15 protein-coding genes are annotated in these 13067 nt (G+C 40.3%); all 15 read left to right on the forward strand.

From position 1 onward, the window contains the following. Positions 1 to 390 precede the first annotated feature (390 nt). The 15 genes from ACXAEA_RS03580 (at position 391) to ACXAEA_RS03650 (ending at position 12712) form a co-directional block, all read left to right on the forward strand. Complete coding sequence (locus ACXAEA_RS03580) at positions 391 to 1533, forward strand: sensor histidine kinase (RefSeq protein ID WP_475094566.1); 1143 nt, start codon at positions 391 to 393, stop codon at positions 1531 to 1533. Between the two features lie 72 nt (positions 1534 to 1605). Beyond that, complete coding sequence (locus ACXAEA_RS03585) at positions 1606 to 2289, forward strand: response regulator (RefSeq protein WP_475094567.1); 684 nt, start codon at positions 1606 to 1608, stop codon at positions 2287 to 2289. Positions 2290 to 2430: 141 nt separating this feature from the next. Continuing rightward, positions 2431 to 2592 carry a sporulation histidine kinase inhibitor Sda gene (gene sda, locus ACXAEA_RS03590; RefSeq protein ID WP_475094568.1) on the forward strand — a complete coding sequence of 54 codons (162 nt, stop codon included), beginning with the start codon at positions 2431 to 2433 and terminating at the stop codon, positions 2590 to 2592. Positions 2593 to 2841: 249 nt separating this feature from the next. After that, positions 2842 to 3681: a DegV family protein gene (locus ACXAEA_RS03595; protein WP_475094569.1), complete on the forward strand. Its 840-nt coding sequence runs from the start codon at positions 2842 to 2844 to the stop codon at positions 3679 to 3681. Positions 3682 to 3940: 259 nt separating this feature from the next. Continuing rightward, on the forward strand, positions 3941 to 5443 hold the full coding sequence (locus tag ACXAEA_RS03600; protein WP_475094570.1) for an ATP-dependent helicase ComFA: 1503 nt from the start codon (positions 3941 to 3943) through the stop codon (positions 5441 to 5443). Then, positions 5440 to 6156, forward strand: coding sequence for a phosphoribosyltransferase family protein (locus ACXAEA_RS03605; RefSeq protein ID WP_475094571.1), 717 nt, complete (start codon positions 5440 to 5442; stop codon positions 6154 to 6156). Before ACXAEA_RS03600 ends, ACXAEA_RS03605 begins: the two co-directional genes overlap by 4 nt. 32 nt (positions 6157 to 6188) lie before the next feature. Further along, entirely contained in the window at positions 6189 to 6593 is a 405-nt protein-coding gene (locus tag ACXAEA_RS03610) for a TIGR03826 family flagellar region protein (protein WP_475094572.1), read from the forward strand. 76 nt (positions 6594 to 6669) lie between these two features. Next, entirely contained in the window at positions 6670 to 6936 is a 267-nt protein-coding gene (flgM, locus tag ACXAEA_RS03615) for a flagellar biosynthesis anti-sigma factor FlgM (protein WP_475094573.1), read from the forward strand. 56 nt (positions 6937 to 6992) lie between these two features. Then, the gene (locus ACXAEA_RS03620; RefSeq protein ID WP_475094574.1) at positions 6993 to 7472 is read left to right on the forward strand and encodes a flagellar protein FlgN; all 480 of its coding nucleotides are present in this window, start codon (positions 6993 to 6995) and stop codon (positions 7470 to 7472) included. Between the two features lie 17 nt (positions 7473 to 7489). Further along, entirely contained in the window at positions 7490 to 9085 is a 1596-nt protein-coding gene (flgK, locus tag ACXAEA_RS03625) for a flagellar hook-associated protein FlgK (RefSeq protein WP_475094575.1), read from the forward strand. Between the two features lie 10 nt (positions 9086 to 9095). Continuing rightward, on the forward strand, positions 9096 to 9986 hold the full coding sequence (gene flgL, locus ACXAEA_RS03630; protein ID WP_475094576.1) for a flagellar hook-associated protein FlgL: 891 nt from the start codon (positions 9096 to 9098) through the stop codon (positions 9984 to 9986). Between the two features lie 45 nt (positions 9987 to 10031). Next, positions 10032 to 10622 carry a DUF6470 family protein gene (locus ACXAEA_RS03635; protein WP_475094577.1) on the forward strand — a complete coding sequence of 197 codons (591 nt, stop codon included), beginning with the start codon at positions 10032 to 10034 and terminating at the stop codon, positions 10620 to 10622. A 13-nt stretch (positions 10623 to 10635) separates the two neighbouring features. Continuing rightward, the gene (gene fliW / locus ACXAEA_RS03640) at positions 10636 to 11076 is read left to right on the forward strand and encodes a flagellar assembly protein FliW (protein WP_475094578.1); all 441 of its coding nucleotides are present in this window, start codon (positions 10636 to 10638) and stop codon (positions 11074 to 11076) included. Positions 11077 to 11082: 6 nt separating this feature from the next. Next, positions 11083 to 11307, forward strand: a complete 225-nt coding sequence (csrA, locus tag ACXAEA_RS03645; RefSeq protein ID WP_475094579.1) for a carbon storage regulator CsrA — start codon at positions 11083 to 11085, stop codon at positions 11305 to 11307. 151 nt (positions 11308 to 11458) lie between these two features. After that, positions 11459 to 12712 (forward strand): flagellin N-terminal helical domain-containing protein, encoded by a 1254-nt coding sequence (locus tag ACXAEA_RS03650; protein WP_475094580.1) that lies wholly within the window; start codon positions 11459 to 11461, stop codon positions 12710 to 12712. The last annotated feature ends 355 nt before the right edge of the window (positions 12713 to 13067 follow it).

Here is a 13067-nt window from a genome sequence, read left to right on the forward strand (position 1 = left end):
CTCTCTAGCGAAAAATTTCCCAACATTACCTATTCTATATTCGACATCGTTTTTATGTTCGACAATACTGCTTAGTGCTACAATTCATTATAAGTTGACGGCAATCGAGGGACAACGATGTCTTATGATTGTAATATAACTTTAATACTGTAAAAGTGTTGGAATGTTATAATAGTTAGTGGTCTGACAGGCCTTTTGGAAAAATATTATTATTTAAAAATTGGAGTTTAGCTCCTAAAATAATAGGATATAAGACTTAGTGAGAAAAATCAATCCTGTGTCTTTGTATCGATTTTTATGGAAATCGGTATGGTTTTATTGGTGAAAATTAGTAACATTCTCAATTTAAAGTTAAAATATTTTTAGTGGCGCCCTTGGGGGAGTTTTGATATGGCGATAAAAAAATTCGACACAAAAGCCCTAGATCTAATTTTGGAAAAAATGATCGAAACGGTTGGAAACAGTAAAGACGAAATCTTCCGAATTGGTGAACAGTGCCGGACGGATTATGAGTCTATTACAAATGAATTAAGAGAGATTAAAAGGAAGGTCGCGCAAATCATCAATGATGGCGATAAGCTGGATTCACAGGTAAGGGCAGCCAGGGTCCGACTTTCCGAAGTGAGCAAACATTTTAAAGATTATACTGAAGGGCAAGTTCGTGAGGCCTATGAAGTGGCGCATAAGCTGCAAATGGATCTTACAATGAACAGGCAATTGGAAAAGCAGCTGCGAGAGAAGCGGGATGATCTTGAGCGCAGATTAGTCGGTTTAAATGAAACGATTGAACGGGCCGAACATCTAGTATCCCAAATTTCGGTCGTCATGAATTATATGATGAGTGATATCCGTCAAATGGGTGAGGCGCTTGAAACGGCTAAAGAGAAACAGGATTTTGGTCTGAAAATCATTGAAGCTCAGGAAGATGAGCGAAAAAGATTGTCACGTGAAATTCACGATGGCCCAGCTCAAATGATGGCAAACGTCATGATGCGTTCCGATTTGATTGAGAAGGTCTATAAGGAACGAGGGGCAAGTGAGGCAATCAGTGAAATCAGGAACATGAAAAAAATGGTCCGGTCAGCATTATATGAGGTCCGAAGAATCATTTACGATTTGAGGCCAATGGCTCTTGACGATTTAGGTTTAGTGCCTACCCTCAAAAAATACTTGCAGACAATCGAAGAGTATCATAAGACGACCAGAATCCAATTCACCAATATGGGTGAGGACAAAAGGCTCTCCGCAAAGTATGAAGTTGCGCTGTTTCGCATGATTCAGGAATCCGTTCAAAATGCTTTAAAGCATGCGGAGGCTTCTCTTATACAGGTGAAGCTGGAGATAAAGAGAGACTTGGTAATGGTAGTCATAAAGGATGATGGCAAAGGATTTGACATCAATGAAAAGAAATCTGAGTCATTTGGGCTGCTTGGCATTCGAGAAAGAGTCGAACTGCTTGAGGGAGAATTGTCCATCCATTCCAAAATCGGAACTGGCACTTTAATCATCATTCAGATTCCTATTAATTTGTAAAATGAAGTATAAAAAGAAAAAGAAGTATAAAAAGAAAAAATAGAGATAGAAGCCGTATGGGAGGCGAAGGATATGACAACAAAGATTGTTATTATTGACGACCATCAACTATTCAGAGAAGGGGTAAAACGAATTCTCGATTTTGAACCATCATTCCAGGTAGTAGCAGAAGGTGACGATGGCAGTGAAGCAATCCAGCTGGTTGAACAGTATCAGCCTGATGTGGTGATCATGGACATTAATATGCCTACTACCAATGGGGTGGAGGCAACAGGAGAGCTGATTGCAGAATATCCTAATTCAAAAGTCATCATTTTATCCATCCATGACGATGAAAACTATGTGACTCATGCCCTTAAAACAGGAGCTACAGGCTATCTGTTAAAAGAAATGGATGCTGATGCATTGATTGATGCAGTTAAAATAGTAGCTGATGGCGGTTCATACCTGCATCCGCGAGTTACTCACAACTTAGTTAAGGAATACCGCCGACTTTCTGCTGATGAGGGTGGTTCAGATAAGTACATATCCCCAGTTGAAATTCGTCGCCCGCTTCACTTGCTGACACGCCGCGAATGCGAAGTCCTGCAGCTGCTGGCAGACGGAAAGAGCAATAGAGGCATAGGGGAAGCGCTGTTTATCAGTGAAAAAACCGTTAAGAATCACGTAAGCAATATCTTGCAAAAAATGAACGTAAACGATCGTACCCAGGCTGTAGTCGTTGCGATTAAGAACGGCTGGGTTGAAGTAAGGTAATTTGAGGAACCACATTTGTCGAAAGACGGATGTGGTTTTTTGTCGCTTTTTGCTGGAAAAAAGCGACAAAAAAACCTCCGCAGATTTACAAAAACTTAATAATTTTCGATATAATAAGGGAACAATAAATCGTACGAAGGGGTGGTCAAAATTTCTTCTCTATGGGAACTCACAGACGAAAAGTTATTAGAAGCTTATCAAAAGGCTACTCTATTGAATTTAGATGTTACCTTCATTGAAATGCTTATAGAGGAAATCGATAGCCGAGGACTAGAGGATTTGATTAACCAATATGTCTCTTAATTTTGCGACGCTGTGCAATCGATTGCCAGCGTTTTTTTTATTTATTGGTATTTAATTTGGGGAGGAGGTTAAGCGGGCTCAAGCTGTGTTGTCCGAAATTATTTCAGCGAAGGAGAAAAGTAAATACAATAATGGTCCTCCGCATCTTTCAAGGAGTTTTTTTTTCTAAATAATGCATTTTGTCTGAAGTTCATATAAAATGGGGAATGTACATACAGTAGAGAAAATCATAAGGATGGTAATCTGATAATGAAAACGGCAGTTGTCACGGATAGTACTGCGTACATCCCGAAGGATTTGCGGGAGAAATGGAATATCCACATGATTCCGTTAAGCGTGATTTTTGATAATGAAACATATAGAGAAGAATTAGACATCAGTGCGGAGGATTTCTATAAGGAAGTAAAGCAGCGTGAGCTTCCAACGACGTCTATGCCTCCGATCGGGGAGTTCGTCCAGCTTTTTGAAAAACTCTCCAAGGAGTACGATGCGGTCATCAGCATCCATCTTTCCAGCGGGATCAGCGGCACGTACCAGGGTGCTGTGAGCGCGGGCGAGATGGTGGAAGGAATCAAGGTATATACCTTTGATTCTGAAGTCAGTGCAATGGTGCAGGGCTTTTATGCATTAGAAGCGGCCGAGTTGGCTGGACAAGGTGTCGATCCTGAAATGATCGTGGAACGACTGCATCAAATCAAAAAATCATCTACCGCCTACTTCATGGTAGATGATTTAAGCCACCTCCAGCGCGGCGGACGGTTATCGAGTGCACAGGCTCTGATTGGAAGTCTTTTGCAGGTAAAACCTTTGCTGCATTTCGAGGATAAAAAAATTGTCCCATTTGAAAAAATCCGTACGCGGAAAAAAGCATTGAACCGTGTGGTTGAACTGCTTGCCGAAGATGAGAATGGCGGCGGGGAGTATCGCGCGGTCGTGATTCATGCGAATCGTGAAGCAGAAGCACTCGAGTGGAAAAGCGAGCTCGAAGGCCGGTTCCCTAATGTGGAATTCATGCTTAGCTATTTCGGTCCAGTCATTGGCACACACCTTGGTGAAGGCTCGATGGGTATGGGATGGTATAAGAAATAACTACAGAAACGTTTTAACATCTATGAGAAAGCGCCGAATTCATGCTATCGATTTGGCGTTTTCACCTTTATCCACATAAATACACAAGTTATCAACAAAAACACCGATTATCAACAGAGTTTATCCACTTCAGTAATATTATCCACAGGTAAAACCGCTTACATCCCCATAAAAACATACTTACTAACAAAATAACCCACATTATACACAAGTTATCATGTTTATCCACAAACTTATCCCCAGAAGGCTGTGATTAAAATTGAGATTCTTAATAAAGAGCGGCAAGTTAATCCCCAAGTTAGAATTTTCTGTTGATGAAGAGTCATTCACCATCTCAAATACCCCAGGTGTCCCCAAACTATCCGCAAATCTATCTTTTCCACATAATCCTGAACTGCAAAAAATACTTTCCGGTAAACAGCTTCTATTAGAAGATCTCCCGTTTTCTCTGGAAGAAATCCAACAGCATTACGAAAATGGTTATCTGGTTTATCGAAAGGGAATCGAGAAACACGAGAACCGTCCCCATGTTTCGTGCACGAGATGCGGCACGAGGGATGAGAGCTGGTTTGCGGAGTTTCCGTGTGCTCGTTGTGGTGAGATGGATGTTTATTGTAGGAAGTGTTTGATGATGGGAAGGGTTAGCGGATGTTCGCCGCTTTTGAGCTGGGTTGGGCCTGAACCGGGCTTCCCTGTTAATGTTCATCCGCTACAATGGGAAGGGCAATTATCAGAAGGACAACAATCCGCGTCTCAAAGAGTTGTTGATGCGGTAAAAAATTCAACTGAACTGCTTGTTTGGGCAGTGGCGGGCGCAGGAAAAACCGAAGTGTTATTCGCGGGGATTTCCCAGGCTTTAACCACATGTAAAAGAGTTTGCCTGGCCACACCAAGGACAGATGTAGTCCTTGAACTTGCCCCTCGACTTCGAAAAGTATTCCCTGATATAAAAATCGCCGCGCTTTATGGCGGGAGTGAGGATCGCCATGAATATGCCCAGCTCACGATTGCGACCACGCAACAGCTGCTCCGCTTTTACCGCACATTCGATGTCATCATTGTTGATGAGGTCGATGCATTTCCATACTCGATGGATGAAACCCTTCAATACGCCGTCCAGCAATCCAGGAAACCAGACTCCGCTTTGATTTATTTAACCGCAACCCCGAACAAACAGTGGCAAAAAGAATGCCGGCTCGGAAAAAGAGATTATGTTACTATTCCTGCCCGCTTCCATCGCCATCCGCTTCCGGTACCGAGATTGGAATGGTCGGGCAACTGGGAAAAGAAGCTTTCAAAGGGAAGGTTGCCTACTAATGTATTAAAGTGGATTGAAACAAAAATCACCAGCGGAAAACAAGCGCTTGTTTTTGCTCCGAAAATTGCCTCTATGGAAAAAATCCTCAACATTCTCCGAAAAATGAACCCTCTGATTGAATCGGTCCATGCTGAAGTCCCTGACAGAAAAGAAAAAGTCATGAAGATGCGGAATAAAGAAATCCCATTATTGCTGACAACGACGATCCTCGAACGCGGGGTCACGTTCCCGAACATCGATGTGGCTGTAATTGGCACTGATGATAGGATTTTTACCGAGAGCGCGCTTGTGCAAATTGCCGGGCGAGCTGGCAGGAGCGCGGAGTACCCGACTGGAGATGTGGTGTTTTTTCATTATGGGAAGACAGAAGCAATGATTAGTGCACGCAAACAAATCATGTTGATGAACAAGGAAGGTCTGAAGAAAGGACTGATTGACCTATGAATATGAGGAAGGGTGCTCATTGTCTGCTATGCCATGAAGAGATGGAACCTGTGGTATCCTGGAACGCTCTTTTCGGAAATGAAGCAATCCAAAAGATCTGCGCGAAATGTAACGCCAATTTTACCACGATTACAGGTGAGATATGTGATATCTGCGGTCGGCCATTCGCATTTCTGGATTCGGAATATCGTGAGGGGAATGTCTGCCTCGATTGTAAGCGGTGGGAGGAAGACGAGCGATGGAGCGGAAGTCTGGATCAGAACCGCTCACTGTATAGCTATTCTGATTTTACAAAGGAAGTGGTGGCAAGGTTCAAATTTCGTGGCGATTATTTTCTAGCGGAGATTTTTGCGGAAGATCTTCAGAAGGCTTTGCAAGCTTTCCGATATGATTACATTGCACCCATTCCCTTGAGTGACGAACGCCTTTACGAACGAGGCTTTAACCAGGCAGAAGCAGTCATCAAGGCAGCGGGCTTCGAACAGACGCACTTGCTCTCAAGAATTCATACAGAAAAACAGTCAAAAAAATCACGGTCGGAAAGAATTCACTTAGAGCAAGTATTCAAATTGGCCGATGGTATTGAGATCAAAAGTAAAACAATTTTACTTATTGACGATATATATACTACAGGCTCGACACTGCGTCATGCGGCCAAGCTGTTGAAGGAAAACGGAGCTGCAAAGGTATGTTCTCTTACTTTGGCGCGATGACAGTATATGATAAAATTAGAGGAGGAAGGACATTGGATCTTACGAATTGTCCTGATTGCGGAGAAATCTTTGTTAAAAATAAATTTAGAGATATATGTGAAAAATGCTGGAAAAAAGAACAGACGTCCTATGATACAGTATCAAAATTCATGAAAAAACGTGAAAATCGGACAGCGACGATTCTTCAGGTAGTTGAAGCGACGGCTGTTTCAGAAACACTTATTTTAAAGTTTGTTAAAACTGGAAAACTTCAAATCACACAGTTCCCAAATCTGGGCTACCCATGTGATAAATGCGGATCAGTCATACGTACAGGCAGACTTTGTGAATCTTGTGTTGGAGCGATAAAAGCGGATTTGCAAGTTCATGAACATGAGGAGCAGCGCAAACGTGAAATTTCTAAACGCTCTGCTACTTTTTTCACCCATAGAGATTAGGTAAAAAGATTTATTAAATAACTCTTTTTGCTTGCCGATAATACTAATAGAATCGTTCAGAAAGCGAGGGTTAGAAATGAAAATAAACAATATAGGCCCATCAGGGATCAATCCATACAAACGCCAGATGAACAAATTAGATGCAGCAGCAAACACACAAAATAAAAAGGCTGATAAAGTTGAAATTTCTTCAACTGCGAAGGAAATGCAACAACTTTCCCAAGTATCCGTCCAGCGCCAGCAAAAAGTTGAGGAACTGAAAATTCAGGTTGAAAACGGTACTTATAAATTGGATCCTCAGGAAACAGCAAAGAGCATTATCAATTTCTACAATAAAAAATAGAAGGAATACTCGTCCTGAAGGCGAGTGTTTCTTTATGCCTAGAAGGAGGGCGGCCCATGTCTTCACAATCTCTTATTACCATCATGAACAAAATGCTCCAAATGCATAAGAGTCTTTATGAATTAACGATGACAAAAACTGTCATAGTTAAAAAAGGAGACACGGTTGCCCTAAATGAGCTTTTGAAAAATGAGCAAGCCCATATGGCCGGGATTAATAAGCTTGAGCAGGAGAGGCTTACTTTTGCCAAGGTTATTTTCCCGACAGCTGACAATCCATCCTTACAGGAGATTGCAGAATTGGCAGACCCTTCGGAAAAAGAGACACTTATTAAAGTGAAAGATGAACTGTTAAATGTGATTTCGGAAATTAAGGCTCGCAATGAGTTAAACCAACAGCTCATTCATCAATCATTACAGTTCATTAATTTTTCTAAAAGCCTTGTCATGCCGCAGGAAAAAGATATTAATTATGGACCACCTACGGGCAAGAAAAATCAGCCGGTGCAATCAGGCATGTTTAACTCAAAAGCATAACAATTGGAGGAACGAAAATGCGTTCAACCTTTATGGGATTAGAAACAGCGCGCCGCGGTATGTTCACGCAGCAGAGCGCTTTACATACAACTGGACACAATATTGCTAACGCCAACACACCAGGATATACACGCCAGCGCATAAATTTTGAGCAGACTGAACCTTATCCATCAGCATCATTAAATCGACCGCAGATTCCAGGGCAGGTGGGTTCTGGTGTAAAGGCGGGATCGATTCAAAGGGTAAGAGAAAGTTTTCTTGATGTTCAGTATCGGAGTGAAAACAATAAGCTGGGTTATTGGGAAACAAGGGCAGAGGCTTACACTAAGCTTGAAGAAGTTTTAAACGAGCCTTCTGATGCAGGGTTGTCCAAGACCATGGATCAATTCTGGCAATCATTGCAGGACTTAGCGGTTAATCCGACAAATCCGGGAGCCCGATCTGTTGTACGCCAACGTGGGGTAGCAGTTGCGGAAACCTTCAACTACCTGCATAACTCATTATCCTCAATTAAAAACGATTTGAAAAATGAAATAACTGTAACGGAAAAATCGATCAACTCGATCCTTGATCAAATCAGTAAAATCAACGGTCAAATTTCAGATGTGGAACCACATCAATACCTGCCGAATGATCTTTACGATGAGCGCGATCGTTTAATTGATGAATTATCATCAATGGTGAATATCAAAGTAGATTACTTGAGTTCTGGAAAAGGAGCCTTAGATATTGCCGATGGACAGGCTGTCATTAAAATGGTCAGCGACAGTGGCAAGGAACTTGGCATCCTGGTTAGCGGTGACCGATTTAACCAAGTGAAAGTAAACTACGACGGAATGGATGAGTCTGTTAAAACTGTTACAATTGGTCAATCAAGCTTTAATTTTACAGAGATGAATTCTACAGGGAAACTTAAGGCTTTAGTAGATTCATATGGATATGAGAACAGTGGTAAAGTTACGGGTGTATACCCTGATATGCTCACTAAGCTCGATGATTTGGCTTATACATTTGCTGCTGAATTCAATAAGGTTCACGAGACTGGCGTAAGTCCAAATGATATTTTAAATAAACAAAAAGCAGGGAATGCTTTTTTTGCAGATTCGGAGAACACTACCATTCAACGCAAGGGCTTTGCAAGCAGGATTGAATTGTCTAAAGCGATTCACAACAGTCTTGATAATATTGCTACTGCTCAAGGGGTAGTAAAAACTGATTCAAATGGTCAGAACTATGTAGATGCTACTGTTGGTGATTCTTCAAACGTTTTAGCTCTTGCAGATATTTTTAACAATTCTTATGAGTATGTAGACGACCTAACCCCTGGAGTTACCACTGACGATGAGCTTGCGAACTTCCGGAATTACTATGAGGGTGTAATCGGTGGAATGGCTGTTCTTTCACAGGAGGCAGTCAGGCTTACACAAAATAGTGGTTCATTAAGAGAAGCCGTCGAGGGGCGCCGTAAGTCAGTTAGCTCCGTATCATTAGATGAAGAAATGACAAATATGATCCAGTTCCAACATGCCTACAACGCATCAGCACGAATGATTACACTCCAGGACGAAATGCTCGATAAGATCATAAACGGCATGGGAACCGTAGGAAGATAGGTGAAATGAAATGCGCATAACTCAATCAATGCTTTCTTCCAATTCATTAAGAAATTTAAGTGAAAGCTATCGCAGGATGGGACAATATCAGGACCAGCTTGCGACAGGAAAGAAGATTACAAAACCATCTGATGACCCTGTTGTTGCAATGAAAGGAATGTTCTACCGTTCGAATTTAACAGAAGTAGAACAGTATAAGAGAAACCTTTCAGAACTTTATTTATGGATGGAGAATTCTGAAGCAGGGCTTGAACAGGCGAATAATGGTCTTCAAAGGGTTCGTGAACTTGTTATCCAGGGTAAAAATGGTTCATTAAGTCCTACTGATCGAGATGCAGTTGCCCGTGAAGTGGAACAGATTAAAAATGATCTTGTTCAGGTTGCTAACACTCAGGTTTCAGGCAGATATATTTTCCATGGAACGGATACAGCGAACCCGCCAGCTATTGCAGGGAATCCACCGACTGTAGCTGGAAATTTGACTAATGATAATATAAAAGATTATAAAATTGAGGTTTCCCGTGGAGTCTCATTAAGAGCTAACATTGATCCAGCTAATGTATTTAATACTGAATTATTTAGTACTGTTCATGAAATCCAGAATGCCTTGGAGAATGACAAGCCTGGAGAACTGGATGATCTTTTGAAGAGATTGGATGGGGTAATGGACACACTCTCTGCTGAACGCTCAGAGCTAGGTGCTCGTTACAATCGTCTGGAAATGGTTGACGACAGGATTGCCCAACAGGAAGTTATGGCGAATCGAGTTCTGTCGGATAATGAAGATGCAGACATCGAAAGGGTCATCACTGACTTGAAAACTCAGGAAAGTGTCCACCGTGCAGCACTAGGAGTTGGCGCTCGGATTCTGCAACCGACACTATTAGACTTTTTAAGATAAGCTATTCTCATTGGGAATAGCTTTTTTTTCTAGGAGGAGATTAATATGCAACTCCCACAGATTAGATTACAATCAACCTTTGCGCAAACTGAAATCCATACATACAATGCCAAGCTTGATATTGAACAGCCTAAAGCGGAATTGAGCATCGAGCAACCTAATTCTGAAATGAACATCAATAGGACCCCGTCAAAATTAACAATCGATCAGTCAAAAGCTAGGGAAGATATGGACCTTAAAAATATCTCTAAACGGATTGAAGAATTCTCCCAGCAGGGATATCAGGATTGGCTTTCAGGGCTTGCCCGTGTTTCTCAGGATGGAGATGAAATGATGATGATTGAAAATGGAGGACATCAAATTGCTGATCAGGCAAAAAGGAATAGTGAGTCGCCAAAGCTAGAATTCAGTATTGGATGGATTCCATCAGCTGGAGGAGTGAAAATAGGGTATAATCCGGGGAAAGTAGATATCAACTGGAAGGTTAACAAGCCAATTATCGAAAGCGCGACTAATAAGCCTGTTGTTAATTACTCTCCTGGTAAAGTAGAAGTGAGCTTAAAGGATTACCCATCACTAAAAATAGATTTTGAAAATCTTAAATATGTCGGAATTAATTATGAACAATCTATTTAAAGGAGATTGAATAATGAAAATCGTAACAAAGTATCATGGAGAATTAGAAATTAATTCGGATGAAATTCTAAACTTTGAAAAAGCTATTCCAGGTTTTCCTGATGAGAACGAATTTATCCTGATTCCTTTATCAGATGACAAAACTTTTTATGTCATGCAGTCTGTTATAAATGGACAGCTTGCTTTTGTACTTTCCAATCCATTTAACTTTTTTAAGGAATATGATTTCAAACTGGAAGACTCAGTTGTAGATGAGCTTATGTTGGTAGATGAAAAGGATGTTATTGTTTATTCAATTTTAACTGTGCAAGATCCTTTTGAAAAAACAACGGCAAATTTACAAGCACCAGTGATTATCAATACAAAGAATCGTAAAGCTAAACAAGTAATTTTGCATAACGAAAAATACAGTTCAAAACACCCAATCTTTGAAAAAACAAAAGTACAGGGGTGATTATAGATGTTAGTACTTACAAGAAAAAATGGTGAGAGCATCAAAATAGGAGATGATATCGAGATTACTGTCATTTCTTCAAAAAATGACCAAGTCAAAATCGGCATCAAAGCACCAAAAAATATTGACGTTTTCAGGAAAGAAATCCTGGAACAAATCCAGAATGAAAACGAACAAGCTTCCAAGGACATTTCAACAATGATCCAATTTATGAAAAATAAAAAAAGTTAAAGAAAAAAATTCTAAAACCTATTAAACATCTATTTATGAAGACGATAAAACTAATGTAAGAGAAATAAGGGCGGCCGACCTTATTAACTCAGACAAATAAACCAATTGTTCACAAGGACGTGAACAACAAATTCAAGGAGGAAAACAAGCAATGAGAATCAATCACAATATTGCTGCACTTAACACTTACAACAAGTTAAACAGTGCTTCAGGCGCACAATCAAAATCAATGGAAAAATTATCTTCAGGTCTTCGTATCAACCGTGCTGGAGATGACGCTGCTGGTCTAGCAATCTCTGAGAAAATGCGTGGACAAATCCGTGGTTTAGATATGGCTTCTAAAAATTCACAAGATGCTATTTCATTAATTCAAACTGCAGAAGGTGCTTTAAACGAAACGCACGACATTCTACAGCGTATGCGTGAGCTTGCTACACAAGCTGCTAACGATACTAACACTAAAGAAGACCGTGGCGAAATCCAAAAAGAAATTAATTCTCTGACTTCAGAAATCAATCGAATTGGTAACACAACTGAGTTCAATACTCAAAAGTTATTGAATGGTGATAAGGATACTAATTTTAATGGAACAGGTGCAACTATCGCCAACGCAACTATTGGAGGACAAGCAGGATTTACTGTTAGTTCTGGAGTGACAAATGGAGCAATTGGTAATATTAAGATTGAGTTCAGTGAAGGTACAACAGCAGGAGCTTCATTTAATGCAGCTGGAGATACATTAACAGTGACATTAACAGGTACTGCAACAAACGTTACTGCTTCTGACATTGAAACCCTAATCCAAAATGCGACAACTACAAATGCTCCAGCTGGAGTAAGCATGAGTGATTTTACAGTTACTGGAGGTACAACAATCGATGTAACTGCAGTAACAGTAGCTGCTGCAACTGACTCTTTTGAATTAACTGGTGGTAGAAACGAAGGACAAGCACTTTCATTCCAGATTGGTGCTAACCAAAATCAAAGCCTGTCCCTTGAAATTACTGACATGAGAGCTGTAAATCTAGGTATTTCAACTGTTGGTACTACAAATCCTGATTTAGCAGTAACTGATGGAACAAGTAATCTAACAACTGAACAAGCTCTTGATGTTTCTACTCATACTAATGCTGCAAGTGCTGTAACAAAAATTCAAGAAGCGATTGATAAAGTATCTGCAGAAAGATCGAAACTAGGTGCAAACCAAAATCGCTTAGAACATACAATTAACAACCTTGGTACATCAGCTGAAAACCTAACAGCTGCGGAGTCTCGTATTCGTGATGTGGATATGGCAAAAGAAATGATGAGCCAAACTAAGAACTCAATCCTATCTCAAGCAGCGCAAGCTATGTTGGCTCAAGCAAATCAACAACCACAAGGTGTACTTCAGTTATTACGTTAATATTACAGATTATTAACTAATGAAAAGGGGGATCTAAAATCACAGCAAGTGATAATAAGATCCCCTCTTTTTAATCCTTATATCAAAAATCTTAGTCCAGGGTATTCTTCCTACTTGTAATTTTTCTATTTAATTTGTATGTAAGAATTTTAGTCCAATTAGACTAGAGCATTAGATAAACGATAACGGTTATAATGATATATTATTTTTGTTAAAAGGTACCTGCGAGATGTTAAAAAAACTCTATTCGGTGGGTTTTGAAGTTAATTACTAGTTGAAACCAAAAAGATACTAATGAGTTTTAGCTGTTTTTACATATCTCAAAATATCTTCATAAGTCCCCGGTTCTTTCATA

This window comes from Mesobacillus sp. ABV4_180 (assembly GCF_056158485.1).

Coding starts and splice junctions, on each gene's coding strand:
- ACXAEA_RS03580 (WP_475094566.1), top strand. CDS start 391: ATGGCGATAAAAAAATTCGACACAAAAGCCCTAGATCTAATTTTGGAA.
- ACXAEA_RS03585 (WP_475094567.1), top strand. CDS start 1,606: ATGACAACAAAGATTGTTATTATTGACGACCATCAACTATTCAGAGAA.
- ACXAEA_RS03595 (WP_475094569.1), top strand. CDS start 2,842: ATGAAAACGGCAGTTGTCACGGATAGTACTGCGTACATCCCGAAGGAT.
- ACXAEA_RS03605 (WP_475094571.1), top strand. CDS start 5,440: ATGAATATGAGGAAGGGTGCTCATTGTCTGCTATGCCATGAAGAGATG.
- flgM (WP_475094573.1), top strand. CDS start 6,670: ATGAAAATAAACAATATAGGCCCATCAGGGATCAATCCATACAAACGC.
- ACXAEA_RS03620 (WP_475094574.1), top strand. CDS start 6,993: ATGTCTTCACAATCTCTTATTACCATCATGAACAAAATGCTCCAAATG.
- flgK (WP_475094575.1), top strand. CDS start 7,490: ATGCGTTCAACCTTTATGGGATTAGAAACAGCGCGCCGCGGTATGTTC.
- flgL (WP_475094576.1), top strand. CDS start 9,096: ATGCGCATAACTCAATCAATGCTTTCTTCCAATTCATTAAGAAATTTA.
- ACXAEA_RS03635 (WP_475094577.1), top strand. CDS start 10,032: ATGCAACTCCCACAGATTAGATTACAATCAACCTTTGCGCAAACTGAA.
- fliW (WP_475094578.1), top strand. CDS start 10,636: ATGAAAATCGTAACAAAGTATCATGGAGAATTAGAAATTAATTCGGAT.
- csrA (WP_475094579.1), top strand. CDS start 11,083: ATGTTAGTACTTACAAGAAAAAATGGTGAGAGCATCAAAATAGGAGAT.
- ACXAEA_RS03650 (WP_475094580.1), top strand. CDS start 11,459: ATGAGAATCAATCACAATATTGCTGCACTTAACACTTACAACAAGTTA.